The sequence below is a fragment of the Rhodococcus sp. ZPP genome, assembly GCF_017656075.1.
Classification (GTDB): Bacteria; Actinomycetota; Actinomycetes; order Mycobacteriales; family Mycobacteriaceae; genus Rhodococcus_F; species Rhodococcus_F oxybenzonivorans.
Genome location: NZ_CP058638.1, coordinates 2,396,419 through 2,413,050, shown reverse-complemented (window position 1 = coordinate 2,413,050; position 16,632 = coordinate 2,396,419). Strand labels below are relative to the sequence as shown.

The following is a 16,632-nucleotide window of genomic DNA, read 5'->3' as shown; positions in this document are numbered from 1 at the left end:
CAACAGTGCGGAAGGACAAGGCATGACCGTGGTGACGACCGGCCCCGTAGCGGATCTGGTTGCGGGTCTCGGCGATGCTGTGGTGACCGACGGAGACACCATGATCGCCTACACCCGCGATCAGGCGCTGCTCTCGCCATCCGGTCAACCGATGGCAGTGGTTCGCGCCCGGACGGTCGACGACGTCGTGACGACGCTGCAGACTGCCTACCGGTACAAGATTCCGGTTGTCACGAGAGGTGCGGGGACCGGTCTTGCCGGCGGTGCCAATGCGCTCGAGGGGTGCATTGTCTTGAGTACCGAGAAAATGAACCGGATTCTCGAAATCGACGAGCAGTCCCGTACCGCGACGGTCGAACCCGGTGTCGTCAACGGCGACCTCGCTACCGCAGCAGCAGAGCGAGGACTCTGGTATGTGCCCGACCCCGGCAGTCGCGCCATCTCCACGATCGGTGGGAACCTCGCGACAAACGCCGGTGGGCCCTGTTGCGCCAAATACGGGGTGACCGGCGATCACGTCGCCCGGATAAAAGCGGTGCTCGCCGACGGCCGGATCATCCATACTGGTGCAGCCACCCGCAAGAACGTCGCCGGCCTGAACCTCACGCAACTGCTGGTCGGGTCCGAGGGCACTCTTGCCGTCATCGTCGAGGCGACCATGCGGTTGCGCAGAAAACCGGCGCACGCATCCACTGTGGTGGCGGCGTTCGCCGACCCCGTCCAGGCCGTCAACGCGGTAATGGCGATTCAGAACGTGGCCGACCCGAGCCTGGTCGAACTCATGGACCACAACACGATCACCGCGGTCAACGACATGACCCAGATGGGCCTCGACGAGAGCGCCGGTGCGCTGCTACTCATCCAGTGCGACGGCGAGGCCGCGGAGGCGGAAACCGATCGCATCGCCGAAGCATGCCGCAGTTGTGCGGCGACCGAACTTTTCGTGACCACCGACCCGGTCGAAAGCGACGGGCTCATGCAGGCTCGGCGTGTCGCGTTGACCGCCCTCGAACGCTGCGGCAGTACGCTGCTCGACGACCTGGCAGTGCCGGTGCCCCGGCTACCGCACATGCTCGACGCCATCAGCCGTATCGCGGACCGCCACCATCTTTTCGTCGGCACCTTCGGACACGCCGCGGACGGAAACCTCCACCCCACGATCGTGTTCGACGCAGCCGACCGCGACGCATCCGACCGTGCCTACCGCGCCTTCGACGAGATGGTCACCCGGTGCTTGGCGCTGGGCGGATCGATCACGGGGGAGCACGGCGTCGGTGATCTCAAACGCAACTACCTCGAGACGATGGTAGGCACACACGAGCGAGTGCTGATGGGTCAGATCAAGGCGGTGTTCGACCCTCCTGGGATTCTCAATCCGGGACGCGCGATATGACTGCCACCAAAGCACCCGGCATGGATCTGCACCCATCCCGATCGCGGATCGCGATACCCACGCAGTCGTCGCCCGATGCAGTGGACGCTTGCGCAAATATCGATCCAGTTGTCCTCCCGGCGGCCCGATCCGACGAGAACGACGACTTCGTGCTGGACTTCGCGGCCCGATGGGTGCATTTCGGCTGCGGCAGCGCCGAAGACATCTTCATCGCCTTCGGGTGAAACGAGGCTCGGCACTTCGAACGCCTGCGCTATCTGGCCACACGCCGATTCATTGCCATCGATGACTTCCTCCGTCAACGACTTCTCGCCGTGTGCGCCGAACGGCTACCTCCTTTGAGCACACCGGTGACCATCCCCGACGAAAGGCCACGACGATGCCTGTGAACCCCGTCCCGCGACCACAATGCCGTCCCGCCCCCGAACCGCAGCCGCTCCCGGTGTCGAGCACGCTCACCATGACCGACCTGCTGTGCGCACTGGAAGCACTCACCGGGGTTCGCCGGCGGCCCGTAGCCCAGGACACACAGCCGTGAGGTAGCAGCTCCCAGCCCCGGTAGGAAGCGTCCTGAATCTGCCGGAATGCATTACCCGGTCTGAACCAACTCAGGCTGCAGATCGCAGTTTCCCAAGGCGTGGTCGTGGTGAGCGCCCACCAGGCATGCCCTACCGCAATTGGCCACCCGGTGCCCCACGTACCACGCGTGCGACAGCCGGTGGCTCGTCTACCCCGGGGTGACACCCGAAACTCGTCGTAACACTGTGCGTGCGTCGAGGACGTCGGCCCACCTGGGGATCTACGCGCACAGGCCTGTGTCTCATACTGAGACCCGTATCACATTGAGACGCCGTACGCTCATGCATGTAACCGGCGGAAGAACGGGGCGTGTAGGAATCATGACCGCTAAGGATCTACGGGTAGCACGTGAGCGTTTTCTCTCCGAGCATCATCTCGACAGCTCCATTCGGCAGGACATCTACTCCTCCTGGCAGCGGTCGAAGTCACTGAAAGTGGTACCTGATCAGCTCGATCTCCCGTATGTCCGGGAGCCGAACCTGGACTGTCCCCTCGTCACGGCAGCCGGACCGGTCTTGAAACAGCTCGCGGACGGGCTGGTGGACGAGCCGGTCAGTGTGATTCTGACGTCCGCCGACGGAGTGATCTTGACAAGGATCGCCGCCAGCCAGCGGCTCAATCGCACGCTCGACGCTGTCAGCCTGGCCCCAGGTTTCAGCTACTCGGAAGAATTCGCAGGTACCAACGGTATCGGCACTGCCCTCGAGACCCGGCAACCAACCCTGGTCACCGGCGCCGAACACTACGTCGAAAGTCTCGGGCAACTTGCCTGTGCCGGTGTCCCGATCACCCACCCGATTTCCGGAGCTCTCGTCGGCGCGCTCGACCTGACCGGCTGGGTCGAGGACGGGGGACCACTGCTGGCCACCCTGGCCAAATCCGCAACCGCCCAGATCGAAGGGCGGCTCCTTGCACAGGCCAGTGCCGAGCAGACAGCGCTCCTGAACGCCTACCTGAAGGCAGGTCGGCGGGCACCACAAGCAGGGGTTCTCGCTCTGGGTGACGATCTGGTGCTCCTCAACCGTCGCCTGCGCCTGGCACTGGATGCCCAAGACCAAGCTGCGCTGCTCGAGCACGCTGTCGACCTGACAGGAATGCCTGCCACACATCGACATATCGTCGCCCTACCCAGCGGACTGTCGGCGCGTCTGTCGTCCACCGAGGATTTCGGATTCGGATCGCGACGGCAGATGGCTTTGTTCTACGTACACCTCCTCGACACCGCCAACTCCGCGATCCCAGCAACAGAGAAACATGATTCCCTGCCCGGTATCACCGGCAGCAGCGCTTCTTGGCGCCGTAGTTGCCAGCAGATCGCCCGCTGCGCTCGCGAACAACAGTGGGTCACGGTTTCCGGAGAGCCGGGAAGCGGTCGCACTGCAGCACTCAAAGCGGCTGCTATGGCCCATATTCCGGTTCGAACGCGAATTTTCTGTGGGCCGGAGCTGTCGGGGGACAGTGGCGTCATGCAGGCGCTTCGGCAAGAACTCGAACAGGACCGCTTCAGCATCATCCTTCGCGACATCGATCTGCTCGACGAGGAGCATCAGAGGTCTGTCGCCGACCTCATTTCCGGACGTGAGCATGCCGGCTGGACCGGTGTAACCATCGGCGCTGCAGCGCACAACACCGATCTCGACACGCTTATCCTGCCCTATTTCAGCCACACCGTGCCTGTGCCCGCGTTGCGCCACCGCATCGAGGATCTCCACGACCTGGTACCGCTCCTACTCCGTCAGCTGGGCCACGGGGCAGAGCTATCGCTCGACCCTGCGGCAATGCGTCAACTGTGTAAATACAGCTGGCCCGGAAACGTGAGCGAGCTCCGGCAGGTCCTCCAGGAGGTGGTGCAGCGGCAACGCTCCGGCATCGCCGGAGTTGATCAGTTGCCACCGGTATGCCGGGCGCTGAGCCGACACACGCTTACACAGATCGAGGCCCTGGAGCGAGACGCCATCGTCCGCAGCCTCGAAGAAAACCACGGAAACAAGAAGGCGGCGGCAACCGCGCTCGGCATCTCACGCGCGACGATCTACCGGAAAATCAAGGAGTTCGGAATCGGCTTGTAAGTCGTCTCCCAAGCATGGACTGCCGCCCCGCGGTCACGCGGAGCTACTCAGCTATCGCTGATCGCGGACACCCCGCGCGTCGTGGCTTCCTGCCTCGGGTCCGGATTGCTCAGTGCCCGAACCCGGTACGGACCGGGAAGCCGCGCGAATCGCGGCCGATCGGGTGCTGATGGTCCTCTGTGGTCGTCTCCAGTTCACCGAGTGACCACCCTTTCCGTGTCCGGAAATGAGACGGCCATCACACCAGTTCCGCCGGACGATGGGGGATACCGAGATAGTGCACTCGGTACGAAACCCGAAGTCTAGCGCGGCAACCGAGAAGGCGATTCTGATGACGACAAACCCGCATACTCTGCACACAACGACTGGGCGAGAGCACTCCGGTAGTGGTCGGGTCTGGCTGGTGGCACCACTGTGCACGACGGCCGCCCCCACCGACCGCCCTCCCGTGCGTGATGACCTGATGCGGACCTGGCTGCCGGACGGCGACGCTACCTACCGCAGCTCCGACGGTCGCCGCAAGACCACCTGGGCACAACTGCATGCACAGTTCGATCTGGTGGAGGTGACGTCATGACGACCCTGACCAAAATCGGATGGGCATCTGAATCACGCTACCCACGAGGTGTATTCGGCGAGTGTCTCGCGAGCGAGGACGCTGCCGAGGATGATCTGCGCTTGGCTCCCGACGACCGGGTCACGTGCCCGCTACACCATCGGTGGATCTACCGCTGCGTCGCGTCGCCGGCCCATATCAATGCAGTGACGCGACACCGATGGTGCCGTAGTTGCGCCGTCCCCCTGCCCGTGGTCATCGACGAGATCGCGGGAACCGTCACCATCGTCTGCACTCGGTGTGGTGACGGGGGCAGTCCGGCCACCACCCGCCTGATCGCCGCATGCCGCGCCACCATCGTCTGCACTCGGTGTGGTGACGGGGGCAGTCCGGCCACCACCCGCCTGATCGCCGCATGCCGCGCCAGTCTCGCCACCTCGAAACAGCGAGCACGGCAGCCGGCGTGAACCCGGCTGTGCAATGCGCTACCGGGTTCGATTAATGCCCGTCGGATTCGGACCAGTCCGCGAGTTTCCGCAGCGTCTCAATATGACTCATTATCTTGATCAGTTACAGAAAGTCGGGGCATAGTCTGCCCGTGCCTTCGACAACGGATTTCGCACGACAGCTGCGGCTCGCCGATCTGCGTGTGACCCAGCCGCGGATTGCGGTATTGGAAGCGGTGCAGGCAAATCCCCACGCCGACACGGAAACGATCCTCGCGGCGGTGCGCGGTGTTCTGCCGCGAGTGTCTCAGCAAGCGGTGTACGACGTGCTTCACGCGATGACCGCGGCAGGGTTGGTGCGGCGGATCCAACCGTCAGGCTCCCTGGCGCGCTACGAGTCTCGGGTCGGTGACAATCACCACCACGTGGTCTGCCGGTCCTGTGGAGCCATCGCTGACGTCGACTGCGCCGTCGGTGACACGCCGTGCCTGACCGCTTCGCACGACAACGGATTTCGTGTCGACGAGGCGGAGCTCATCTTCTGGGGCACCTGCCCTGACTGTTCCCCATCGCACCGTTGACAACCCGATCCACCAAGCACAGCCCGGATTACTCCCTTTTTGGAAGGAAAGCAGTGACTGACACCCAGACCATCGCAGAAGAACACCCTCCGATAGCCGAGGCCCAAACGGAGCCCGCGCAGAGCGGCGGCTGCCCCGTTGCCCACGGTCGTCAGAAGCACCCCACTGAAGGCGGGGGAAACCGTGACTGGTGGCCGAACCAGCTCAACCTGAAAATCCTGCAGAAGAACCCCGCCGTGCGCAATCCCATGGACGAGGACTTCGACTACGCCAAGGAATTCGCGTCCGTCGACCTCGACGATCTGAAGCGTGACATCGAGGAGGTCTTGACCACCTCACACGAGTTGTGGCCCGCCGACTTCGGGCACTACGGCCCCCTCTTCGTCCGCATGGCATGGCACGCCGCGGGCACCTACCGCACTACCGACGGTCGCGGCGGCGCCGGCGCCGGGATGCAACGGTTCGCGCCCCTGAACAGTTGGCCCGACAACGCGAACCTCGACAAGGCGCGCCGGCTCCTGTGGCCGGTGAAGAAGAAGTACGGCAAGACGGTGTCGTGGGCCGATCTCATGGTCTTCGCCGGCAACGTCGCACTCGAGTCGATGGGCTTCGAAACCTTCGGATTCGGCGGAGGCCGGGTGGATCGGTGGGAACCGGAAGAGGATGTGTATTGGGGCCCGGAACTCACCTGGCTCGGCGACGAGCGTTATACCGGTGAGCGGGACCTCGAAAAGCCGCTCGGTGCGGTGCAGATGGGTCTGATTTACGTCAACCCCGAAGGCCCGAACGGCAACCCGGACCCGCTCGCCGCGGCCACGGACATCCGTGAGACGTTCGCCCGGATGGCGATGAACGACGTCGAAACCGCTGCACTGATCGTCGGTGGCCACACCTTCGGCAAGACCCACGGCGCCGGCCCGGCCGACCACGTCGGCCCGGAGCCCGAGGCCGCACCGCTCGAGGAGCAGGGTCTGGGCTGGAAGAGCTCCTTCGGCACCGGTAAGGGCAAGGACGCCATCACCAGTGGCCTCGAGGTGACCTGGACACCTACCCCGACCACGTGGGACAACAGCTTCCTCGAAACCCTGTACGGCTACGAATGGGAGCTGAGCAAGAGCCCCGCCGGCGCCAACCAGTGGATCGCAAAGGACGGCGCCGGTGCCGGTACCGTGCCCGACGCTTTCGACCCCTCGGTGCGGCACGCCCCCACCATGCTGACCACCGACCTCTCCCTGCGGATCGACCCTGCCTACGAGAAGATCACCCGTCGCTGGCTCGACCACCCCGAGGAGCTCGCGGACGAATTCGCCAGGGCCTGGTACAAGCTGACCCACCGCGACATGGGCCCGGTCGCCCGTTACCTCGGCCCGCTCGTGCCTGACGAAACCCTGCTGTGGCAGGACCCCATCCCCGCCGCGACCTACGACCTCGTCGGCGCCGATGACATTGCCACCCTCAAGGGGCGGATCCTGTCGTCGGGACTGACTGTTGCCGAGTTGGTCTCGACTGCGTGGGCGTCGGCCTCCTCGTTCCGGGGCAGCGACAAGCGGGGCGGCGCCAACGGCGGTCGTATCCGTCTCGAGCCGCAGGCGAGCTGGGAGGTCAACAACCCCGACGAGCTCGCGCAGGTGGTAGGCATCCTCGACGCCATCGTGGAGTCGTTCAACTCCGCGCAGACCGGGAACACCCGGATCTCGTTCGCCGATCTGGTCGTGCTGGGCGGAGCTGCGGCTGTCGAGCAGGCCGCCAAGAACGCCGGACACGACATCGAGGTGCCCTTCACTCCGGGACGAGCCGACGCCACGCAGGATCAGACCGACGTGGAATCCTTCTCCGCTCTCGAGCCGAGCGCGGACGGGTTCCGCAACTACCTCGGGACGGCACACCGGCTGCCCGCCGAGTATTTGCTGATCGACAAGGCGAATCTGCTGAACCTCAGCGCTCCCGAGTTGACGGTGCTGATCGGTGGCCTGCGGGTGTTGGGCGCCAACCACAACCAGTCGTCGCTGGGCGTGTTCACCGCACACCCCGGGTCGTTGAGCAACGACTTTTTCGTGAACCTGCTCGATCTGGAAACGGTGTGGGCGCCCACATCTGCGAACTCGGGCATTTACGAGGGTCGCGACCTCGCCACCGGTGAGGTGAAGTGGACCGGCAGCCGTGTGGACCTGGTGTTCGGGTCGAACTCGGAGCTTCGCGCGCTGGCCGAGGTCTACGCCGCCGACGATGCGAAGGTGAAGTTTGTGCACGACTTCGTCTCCGCATGGGACAAGGTGATGAACCTCGATCGGTTCGACCTTCGCTGACCCCGTGACACCGGGTGTGGCACCGTCGAACTTCGTCGACTGACGTTTTCCGGTCAGAGCACAGATTCGAGCCAGGCGGCTGTCTGGAAGAGTCGTTGCTCGGCACCGGGACGCCCGATCAACTGCAATCCGAGGGGAAGGCCCGCACTGTCACGACTGCCAGGGATCGTGACCACCGGTAGACCCATCGCCTGCCACGGTCGGCTCATGATGGGCGTCCCTGTCGCGTCGTGGCCGTGCGGCGCGGCGCCGAGAGCCGCGGGCCCGAGGATTGCTTCGTCCTCGCCCAACGCCGAGAGCAGCAGCTGTCGGGTCTCGCGGATTTCGGCGAGGGCGGCACGGTAATCCGTCTCTGTGGTTGCGGCCCCCGCGGTGAACAGTTCGGCGAGGGGTGTGCTGATCTTGTCGGTCTGCGCGGCCTCGGCGGCGCGTTCGCGGGCGGCTTCGTACGCCATCACCGTGTGGTGGTGTTCCGCCAGTGCCACAACCGTTGCGGCGGAATACAACTCACGGCATTGGATCCCCGCCGACGCGGCGGAATCAGCGGTCGTCCTGAGCGCCGCCGTCATCTCTCGGGACACCTCGCCGAGCTCGAACCCGCTCCACAGCCGCAGCCGGTGTGGAGCGGAAGGTTCGAGAGCGGGCGCTCGCGTGCCGTCGCGCAGTGCTGTCCACGCGAAGTGGAGATCGGGCACGGTTCGTGCCAGCAGCCCCACCGTGTCGAGACTGGGACTCAGCCCGGTGATGCCCGCGGTCGGAAATTCGCCGTGGGCGGTGACGAAACCTGCGACTCCGCAGAACGACGCCGGCCTCGTCAGTGACCCCGCGGTCTGTGTACCGAATGCGAGCGGCACCATGCCCGCGGCCACCGCTGCCGCCGAGCCGCTCGACGACCCGCCGGGGGTGTGACCCAGGGCGCGGGGGTTGCGGGTCGGGCCGGGCTTGAAATACCCGAACTCGGTGGTCACCGTCTTACCGAACGGGAGTGCGCCGAGGGCACGCGCACGCGCCACACAATCGGCGTCCGTCGTCGCGGAATCCGCACCCCGCAGCTCACTGCCGCAGCGCGTCGGCATACCCGCGACGTCGATGAGATCCTTGACTCCGACGGGCAGGCCCCAGAGCGCGCCGTCCGGGCCGCTGTCCTGGATTCGGTCGGCCGCGGACCGCACCGCATCGGCATCGAGGTGGACCCAGGCGTGAACTTCCGGCTCGAGGTCCGCAATTCGTGCGAGTGCCGCCTCCGCCACATCGATGGGCGTCGTCGCGCCCGTCGCCAGCTGCTCGGCCAGCTCCCGGAGTGGGCTCGATGACCGTAGTTCCGTCTTCATCGCATCGCCACCATCGTGTCGTCGCTCGTCGTCTCGGTCTGCCCGGTGAGCGCTCGGGTGCGCATCACGGAGAAGAGGCGATCGGCTCGTGCTTTCGTCTCCCCGGATGGCGCCGACAACAGCGCGACGATGATGGACACCGCCAGCGAGAGGGGTGCCACGGCGAGTGCCGGGTTCGAGAACCCGAGGATGGAGTCCGGTCCCTGCACGACCGGGCTGAGCAGGATGACGGTGACCGACAGGACGAGCCCGACCACGATGCCGGAGATGACGGCACGCGCCGTCATGCGCTTCCAGTACATGGTCAGCAGCAGTGCCGGCAGGTTCGCACATGCTGCGATCGACATCCCCAGTGAGGCGAGGAACGCGACGTTCTGCTTCTGCGCCGCGAAGGCGAGGGCGACACCGATGACGCAGGTTGCCACCGTCGCGACCCGGGCCGCGCGATGCTGGGCCTTCGCCGACACCGATCCGTTCCTGATCACCTGCCCGTACAGGTCGTGTGCGATCGCACCGGAGGTGGCGATCACCAGGCCGGACAGTGCGGCCAGAATGGTCACGAACGCCACGGCCGCGACGAATGCGAGCAGGACGCCGCCGCCGACCGTCTCGGCGAGCTGCGCGACCGCGAGGTTGCCGCCCCGATTCTCGGACTTGATCACCTCGACACCGACCAGCTTGGCGGCGCCGTAGCCGAGCACGGGAACCAGCAGGTAGAAGGCGAAGAAGATCCAGATCGCGGTGTAGGCGGACGTTCTCGCCTGCTTCGCATCCGGAACGGTGAGGAAGCGGATCATCACGTGCGGCAGGCCGAGCACGCCGAGGACGAGCCCGACGGTCTGCGACAACTGGTCGAACGACGCGGCACCGGACGTACGCTGCGGCGCGACGAACGATTGCCCAAACTCGGCGAGCGCGGTGCTGAACGGGCCGAAGGGATTGAAATCGAACCGCACCAGCACGAGAACGAACAGCACGACGGCGCAGACCATGAGGAGACCGGTCTTGATGATCTGGATCCAGCTGGTGGCGAGCATGCCACCCACCAACGTGTACGCCGTGGTGAGTGTTCCGATGATCAACACGGCCACGGTGTAGTCGAGGTCGAACAGCAACGACACCAGAAGCGCGGCACCGACTAGCTGCGACACGAGATAGACCACGCTGATCACCACCGTGCTGATCGCCATCATCGACCGCACGTCCTTGCCGGGGAACCGGGTGGCGAGAACATCCGCCAGCGTGAAGCGGCCGAGGTTGCGCAGGGGTTCCGCGATCAGCAGCATCGCGAGGACGAACGCGACGGGCACGAAGACCGCGAGGTAGAACCCGTTGAAACCGGTCAGCGCGATCGCGCCGGTGACTCCGAGAAACGAGGCGGCAGAGATGAAGTCGCCGGCGATGGCGACACCGTTCTGCCTGCCGGTCAGGCTGCCGCCCGCGACGTAGTGATCGGCGGCGGACTTGTTCCTCTTGGAAGCCCACGCGGTGATCATCAGGGTGACAACGACGAGGGCCGCGAAAAGTGCAGCGGAGACGAGGTTCATGGCGCGTTATCCTTTCGCCGGCGAGGCGGTCCGGGAGTCGAGTTCGGCGGCCCGCGCCATGTAGTACCGGGCCACGACGATGGCGACGACGAATTGCGCGACCGCGTAGAGCCACGCCACGGTGACGCCGCTGAAGACGACGCCGTCCAGCAGCGAGGTGAACCCGCCGAGGATCGGTAGGGGCAGAAACAGTGCGAGGACCAAGGCGCTGAGACGAAACGTCAGGGCGGCACGCGTGTCTGCGAGCGCCTGCAGGTCGGATTTCTGTGGGACTTGTTCGGGCGGTGACGAGGTGACCATAGCTATTTACCTCCGGCTGCGGCGGGAACGAGTGCGGGTGTCACGGTGATCGGATCGGACCATTCGTCGTAGAACAGCCAGTCTGGGGACTCGACCGGAACCGACAAACGGTGGAATTTGCGTTGGAAGTAGACGAGGCTGTCGCCGTGTTCGCGCGTATGCACGCGGTCCAGTTCGATGAACATCACCGAATGCGATCCCACGGTCTTGCTGTCCGCGATCCGGCCGGCGAGCACCACGTGGGCGGCGCGCAGGATCGGGACACCGTCGTCGGTGTCGTCTTCCCAGATGTCCCACTGGAACCGGTCGGCCATCGCGACTTGTGTTGCGCCCGCGAAATGCATGGCCAGTTCTTCGTCGTCGCCGGAGAGCACGTTGATACCGACTCTGCCGTTGTTCTGGAATACGTTGTGCATGGCGCTGTTCTGATTTACGCATACGAGTGCGGTGGGCGGGGAGTCGGTTACCGAGCAGACGGCGGTCACCGTCATTCCGCATCGCCCGGCAGGGCCGTCGGTCGTCACGATGTTGACCGCGGCCGGCAGATTGGCCATGGCGGTGCGGAAGATCGATTGCATGGTTGTGAGTTCGGGCATTTCGTCTCCATGAGTTGGAACAAGAAGTCGTGTCACCACGTTGCGCCGGCGTTCCTGAAAGAAGGATATGACGCGTGTCATGCACTGGAACATTGGCGGCGACGCTACTTTCTTGCAGTAAGTCGCCTACCGGGGTAGGGGATTCCTTCAGTTGCCTACCGCTTCCGTTACGGTCGGTGTTCACTGGACGAGGAAGCAAGCCATCTGTGCGAGGCAGGATTCGATGGAACAGCAAGAAACGCGGGTTTACATCGTCGACGACGATCAGGAGTTGTGCGCATCGCTTGCATGGTTACTCGATTCGGTCAACATCACGTCGGAGTACTACTTCTCGGTGCAGTCGTTCCTGGACGAGTACCGCCGCGACATCCCGGCCTGCCTCGTTCTGGACGTCCGGATGCCGGAAGTCGGGGGATTCCAGCTCCAGGAGGCACTCCTCGCCGACGAATCCCCGATTCCGATCATCTTCGTGTCGGCACACGGTGACATCAAGATGTCGGTGCGGGCACTCCAGCGGGGTGCGCTGACGTTCATCGAGAAGCCCTACGATCCGCAGCACATGCTCGACGTCATTCAGGACGCGCTCCGAGTCGCGCGTCAACGATTCGGCGAGCGACGCAACAGAACGGAACTGCAGGGCAGGATAGACACGCTGACGGTGCGCGAGAAGGAAATCCTCGCACTCGTCCTCGACGGATTGCCCAGCAAGAACATTGCGAAAGAATTGGGAATCAGCGTGAAGACGGTCGACGTGCATCGCACCCGTATCAAGGAAAAGACCGGAGCAGAAAGCATCGCCGTTCTCGTACGAGATATTCTGCAGGCCGGAATTGCCGTGACCTGACATAATTCGGCACTTTTCAGGGGAGTTCGACGACGAGCCGCCCGGATTTCGCGCGCGACACACAGGCGGCAATTCTGTCTCCCGCCTTTCTCTCACTCTTGGTGAGGCAATTGTCGCGGTGGTCGGGCTCGCCCTCCAGCACGTCCAGGACACAAGTGCCGCAAATACCTTCCCTGCAGGACGTGTCGATCTCGATGTCGTTCTCTTCGAGTACGTCGGCGATGGACTTCCCGGCAGGCACTTGGAACACCTCGCCCGTGTCGAGTTCCAATTCGAACGCCGTGTCCGACCGGGTCGCTGTAGGCGTCGCCGCCTCGAAGTGTTCGAAGTGGACCGCGTCCTCACCGACAGCGGGTTCCGCCAGCCCGCGCACCCGTTCCATGAAACCTTCGGGGCCACAGGTGTAGACGTGTGTGGCGGCGGACGCGTCCGCCAGGATCTTCTCGAGGGTGGAGAGCTGGTCGTCCCTCGCCAGGCCGAAGTGCAAATGCACGTCCCGGCGGAAATCGGTACTCTCGAGCAGGTCGACGAACGCGGCCTGCGCCCTCGTCCGCGCGAAGTAGTGCAGGTCGAACTGTTGACCCCGCCGGTGCAACGCGAACGCCAGACTCAGCATCGGGGTCAGCCCGATCCCCGCCGCGACGAGGATGTGCCGATCGGCGCCCTCGGCGAGCGTGAGCAGTGTGCGCGGCCGGCTGATCTGCAACTCGCTGCCGATCGTCACACGATCGTGCAGTGCGGCCGAGGCGCCGCGGGGACCGGTCTCGCGTTTGACGGCGACCACATAGGACTCGGACTCGTGCGGCGGGCTGCACAGCGAGTACTGGGTGAGGACCTCGGTGGGGCCGAGGATGTCGATGTGGGCGCCGGCAGGGTACGGGTCGAACGGTGAACCGTCCGTCCGAACAAGCCGGAACGATTTGATGTCCGGCGTTTCGTCGACAATGTCCGCAACAGTGACAGTGAACATGCTCATGGTGATTCTTCCTCCGGTGCTGCGACCCGTCGCCCGCGGGCGGGGTCAGCGCATGTACAGGCCGCCGTTGACGTCCCAGCAGGCTCCGGTCACCGACGCGGCCGTCGGCGACGCGAGCAGAGCAACGGTCTCGGCAATGAAGTCGGGCGAGCCCAAGGTGCCCACCGGAATCGTGGTGAGGATGGCGGCCAGCTTGTCCGCGGGCACCGTCTCACGCACCACCGGTAGATCCAGCGGCCCGGGGGAGACGGCGTTCACCGTGACACCCGCCGGGGCGAGTTCGCGTGCGAAGACCTTGGTCAGTGTGCCGACGCCGCCCTTGGCCGCGGCGTAGTGGGCGCCGGTCGCCGTGCCACCGTTCTGTCCCGCCAGCGAGGCGATGTTGACGATTCTGCCGTATCGCTTCCCGGCAAAGTAACTTCCGAACACCTGGCAGCCGAGAAAGGCGCCGTTGAGGTTGATCTCGACGATGTCGGAGAATTCCTCCGGCGTGATGTCCATCAGCGAGCCCGTCTGTGACCGGCCGGCGTTGTTGACGAGGACGTCGATGCCGCCCCACTCCTGGATCACCCGGTCACGGACGGCTTCGAAACTCTTCCGCTTCCGGACGTCCAACTCCACGCCGATGGCCGTGTCACCGTCCGGATCCAGCTCCGCCGCTGTCTCTTTCGCGGCGCCGCTGTCGATGTCCGCGACCGCGACGCGGTATCCGCGGTCGTGCAATTGGTGTGCGATCGCGGCACCGAGGCCGCGGCCGCCGCCGGTGACTACTGCGACAGAATCCACGTCGAGCTCCTGTTCGATCGATGAGGTTCGGAAAATGCTGATCAGAGCAGGTAGCCGGAGGCGTTGACCGCTGCCTGCGAGTTCACCAACCGGATAACCTTGAGGTCCAACCGCGGTCCGCTCTCGGTGTAGCGGATGCGGTGCGTGACGTCGGCGGCGAGGGTCTGCTGGTCGTCGCGCTTGAAACCCACGAGGATCTGCGCGGACCTCACGGTGACCGAGTCCTCGGTCCGTTCCTCGACCGTGAACCGCGAGACGGTGCGGACCGTCCGCGCGGCGGCGAGCGCGGACATCGAGTAACCGGAGGTCAGACGTTCGATACGCATGCGGCGCATGCGAGTGTCGTCATTGACCATGTTCAGCGATCCGTCGAAGTCGTCGGTGTCCGGGTCGATGGGAATGACGTACCGGCCTGCGTCGGTCCAGAGGGCGTCCCACGCCTGGTAGTCCTTGGCGTCGAGGAGGGCCGCTTCGTGCCAGATGAGTTCGATCGCCTGCAGTACCCGGGTGTCGGCGAGTTGGGCGGTCATCAGATCAGTGCTCATCGGTCATCATCCTCTTCCACATTGCGTAGGCCTCGCGCATTCCGGTTTCGTCGGTGACGTGCGAGGTGCGGTGTCCGTCGCTGTCGAGCGCTTCCCGATTGAGGCCGCGGTTCACCATGATCGGCATTCCGGGTGCGCCGCGGGATCCGCGTTGTACCCGATCCCAGGCCTCGGAATCGTCGGGGCTGCCGAACCCGAACGGGCCCTGGAAATGTTCGTGGATGCGGAGGCGTTCGCGATTGACGATCTCCGGGCCGCCGTCCATGCCGAGGGCGATGTGCCGGATCTCGGTCTCGTCGACCGAGATCGGGCGCAGGACCCGGAAGAACGACATCGACATCGCGACGTTGGGGAAGATGTTGAGGTTGAATCCGGCGCCGTGCATGGAGCGGACGATGCGGCGGACCTTGTCGGCGGGCATCGTCTTCGACAGTTCTTCGACGATGTGGTCGAAACGTGCCTGAATCTTCTCGGTGCCGTCGTCATGGTCCAGGTCGACGTGCTCCGGAACCATGATCGCGACACTGTGGCCGTTTCCGAGAGCGTGGGTCACGGCGTTGTCGTCGGTCATGAAGGAGAGCATGTCGGCGGTCTCGGCGTCGACCGAGGACATCCAGGACCGGTGCACGATCGGGAAGTGGTATCCGTCGGTGGTGTTCTCCAACTGGATCTTCCAGTTTCCGCGGAAGCGGAAGCAATGTTCGCCCTGCGTCTTGATGGGGTATCCCGCGCCCTGCTTCATGAACAGGTCGATCCACACCTTGGCGTCGCCGAGGAAGTTGTCGAGGGGTTCGACGTCGGGGTTGAAGCTGGCGAAGATCATCCCGGCGTAGGACTCCACCCGCAGGCTCTGGAGGGGGAGGTCCTTCTTGTCGAGGTTCTCGTCGTATCCGTCGGGGTATGGAATTCCGCGCAGACGACCGTCGAGGGCGTACGACCAGCTGTGATAGGGGCAGGTGAACCCGTTCGCTTTGCCCTTGGGGACCTCGCAGACGCTGGCCCCGCGGTGGCGACACCGGTTCAGCAGGACATTGAAGTTCCACTTTCGGTCGCGGTTGACGATCACCGGCTGCCGGCCGATGGTCGCCATCTTGTAGCTTCCGGCCTCGGGGATCTCGCTCTCGTGGGCAACCCATACCCAGGTGCGGTAGAAGATCCTTTCGAGTTCCGCCTCGAACATGACGGGGTCGGTGTACAGCGATCCGTCCACGCGGTCGCCCGTGGCGAGGTCCGCGAAGTCGGTGTCGGTGGTGGTGGGATCCAGGGAAGTGGTCATCAGTTTCTTTTTCCATTCGATTCGAGCAGTCGTGTCGCCTCGTCGAGGCGAGTGACGAACAGCTTCTCGGTCGTGAAGTGCTTGATCCGGGCGATACCGCCCTGCACTTCACACTCGGCGGTGATGCGTGCGACGAGCAGTTCGGCCGATTCGTCCTCGTATCGCGAAAGCTGCTGCATGATCCACCGCCCCCGCCCCGCAGGGCCGTCCACCTCGATCTGCTCACTCCCGAGCAGGTGTACATTTCCCCGGAAATGGGAGTTCGGGGGAAGATACGCGGTGAGCATTCCGACGATCTCCGGCCGGCCCCGACGCGTGCCGAACTCGAGCGCGTACTCGGTGCCGATGCCTTCCCACACCGCATCGGGCGTGAACAGCGAGGCGAGTTCTTCGACCGAAAACTCCACGGAGGGCACATCGCACAGTTCCATGTAGCGGCACATCACGCGGTGCACGGCCTCACGACTTTCGATGCGCTCGGCCGCGGTCGCAGAGTGCATT

At 64.6% G+C, this 16,632-nt stretch carries 17 protein-coding genes; 8 read left to right on the top strand and 9 right to left on the bottom strand.

What is annotated here, in order from left to right; all coding sequences use genetic code 11:
- Positions 1-22 precede the first annotated feature (22 nt).
- The 7 genes from HYG77_RS11465 to katG all read left to right on the top strand — a co-directional run bounded on the left by HYG77_RS11465 (position 23) and on the right by katG (position 7,930).
- Positions 23-1,393 (top strand): FAD-linked oxidase C-terminal domain-containing protein, encoded by a 1,371-nt coding sequence (locus HYG77_RS11465; protein WP_208962709.1) that lies wholly within the window; start codon positions 23-25, stop codon positions 1,391-1,393.
- A complete protein-coding gene (locus HYG77_RS39545) occupies positions 1,390-1,617 on the top strand; it encodes a hypothetical protein (protein ID WP_244461289.1) in 228 nt (75 codons plus the stop codon). Before HYG77_RS11465 ends, HYG77_RS39545 begins: the two co-directional genes overlap by 4 nt.
- Before the next feature lie 675 nt (positions 1,618-2,292).
- Complete coding sequence (locus tag HYG77_RS11455; protein WP_109326760.1) at positions 2,293-4,041, top strand: helix-turn-helix domain-containing protein; 1,749 nt, start codon at positions 2,293-2,295, stop codon at positions 4,039-4,041.
- Positions 4,042-4,372: 331 nt separating this feature from the next.
- Positions 4,373-4,618, top strand: coding sequence for a hypothetical protein (locus HYG77_RS11450; RefSeq protein ID WP_159919161.1), 246 nt, complete (start codon positions 4,373-4,375; stop codon positions 4,616-4,618).
- Complete coding sequence (locus HYG77_RS11445) at positions 4,615-5,064, top strand: hypothetical protein (protein WP_208962708.1); 450 nt, start codon at positions 4,615-4,617, stop codon at positions 5,062-5,064. The genes HYG77_RS11450 and HYG77_RS11445 overlap by 4 nt, the downstream gene beginning before the upstream one ends.
- A gap of 131 nt (positions 5,065-5,195) precedes the next feature.
- Positions 5,196-5,624 carry a Fur family transcriptional regulator gene (locus HYG77_RS11440; RefSeq protein ID WP_109326761.1) on the top strand — a complete coding sequence of 143 codons (429 nt, stop codon included), beginning with the start codon at positions 5,196-5,198 and terminating at the stop codon, positions 5,622-5,624.
- 71 nt (positions 5,625-5,695) lie between these two features.
- Positions 5,696-7,930 (top strand): catalase/peroxidase HPI, encoded by a 2,235-nt coding sequence (gene katG / locus HYG77_RS11435; protein WP_208963357.1) that lies wholly within the window; start codon positions 5,696-5,698, stop codon positions 7,928-7,930.
- 53 nt (positions 7,931-7,983) lie between these two features.
- Here katG and HYG77_RS11430 read toward each other — a convergent pair whose 3' ends face one another.
- Genes HYG77_RS11430 through hpaC form a run of 4 tightly spaced genes read right to left on the bottom strand, consistent with a single transcriptional unit; the run spans position 7,984 to position 11,704 of the window.
- Positions 7,984-9,261, bottom strand: coding sequence for an amidase (locus HYG77_RS11430; protein ID WP_208962707.1), 1,278 nt, complete (start codon positions 9,259-9,261; stop codon positions 7,984-7,986).
- Positions 9,258-10,808, bottom strand: coding sequence for a cation acetate symporter (locus tag HYG77_RS11425; RefSeq protein ID WP_208962706.1), 1,551 nt, complete (start codon positions 10,806-10,808; stop codon positions 9,258-9,260). Before HYG77_RS11425 ends, HYG77_RS11430 begins: the two co-directional genes overlap by 4 nt.
- A gap of 6 nt (positions 10,809-10,814) precedes the next feature.
- Positions 10,815-11,108: a DUF485 domain-containing protein gene (locus HYG77_RS11420; protein ID WP_208962705.1), complete on the bottom strand. Its 294-nt coding sequence runs from the start codon at positions 11,106-11,108 to the stop codon at positions 10,815-10,817.
- A gap of 2 nt (positions 11,109-11,110) precedes the next feature.
- Positions 11,111-11,704 (bottom strand): 4-hydroxyphenylacetate 3-monooxygenase, reductase component, encoded by a 594-nt coding sequence (gene hpaC, locus HYG77_RS11415; RefSeq protein ID WP_109326765.1) that lies wholly within the window; start codon positions 11,702-11,704, stop codon positions 11,111-11,113.
- A 223-nt stretch (positions 11,705-11,927) separates the two neighbouring features.
- Here hpaC and HYG77_RS11410 point away from each other — a divergent pair, with 223 nt between their 5' ends.
- Positions 11,928-12,548, top strand: a complete 621-nt coding sequence (locus HYG77_RS11410) for a response regulator (RefSeq protein ID WP_208962704.1) — start codon at positions 11,928-11,930, stop codon at positions 12,546-12,548.
- 16 nt (positions 12,549-12,564) lie between these two features.
- Here HYG77_RS11410 and HYG77_RS11405 read toward each other — a convergent pair whose 3' ends face one another.
- From HYG77_RS11405 to HYG77_RS11385, 5 genes are read right to left on the bottom strand one after another with little or no spacing between them, the layout of a single operon-like run.
- On the bottom strand, positions 12,565-13,524 hold the full coding sequence (locus HYG77_RS11405; RefSeq protein WP_208962703.1) for a PDR/VanB family oxidoreductase: 960 nt from the start codon (positions 13,522-13,524) through the stop codon (positions 12,565-12,567).
- A gap of 45 nt (positions 13,525-13,569) precedes the next feature.
- Entirely contained in the window at positions 13,570-14,310 is a 741-nt protein-coding gene (locus HYG77_RS11400) for an SDR family oxidoreductase (RefSeq protein ID WP_208962702.1), read from the bottom strand.
- 41 nt (positions 14,311-14,351) lie between these two features.
- Positions 14,352-14,855: an aromatic-ring-hydroxylating dioxygenase subunit beta gene (locus tag HYG77_RS11395; RefSeq protein ID WP_208962701.1), complete on the bottom strand. Its 504-nt coding sequence runs from the start codon at positions 14,853-14,855 to the stop codon at positions 14,352-14,354.
- Complete coding sequence (locus HYG77_RS11390) at positions 14,845-16,131, bottom strand: aromatic ring-hydroxylating dioxygenase subunit alpha (RefSeq protein ID WP_208962700.1); 1,287 nt, start codon at positions 16,129-16,131, stop codon at positions 14,845-14,847. The genes HYG77_RS11395 and HYG77_RS11390 overlap by 11 nt, the downstream gene beginning before the upstream one ends.
- Positions 16,131-16,631, bottom strand: a complete 501-nt coding sequence (locus tag HYG77_RS11385; RefSeq protein WP_109334856.1) for a nuclear transport factor 2 family protein — start codon at positions 16,629-16,631, stop codon at positions 16,131-16,133. The genes HYG77_RS11390 and HYG77_RS11385 overlap by 1 nt, the downstream gene beginning before the upstream one ends.
- Between the last annotated feature and the right edge of the window lies 1 nt (position 16,632).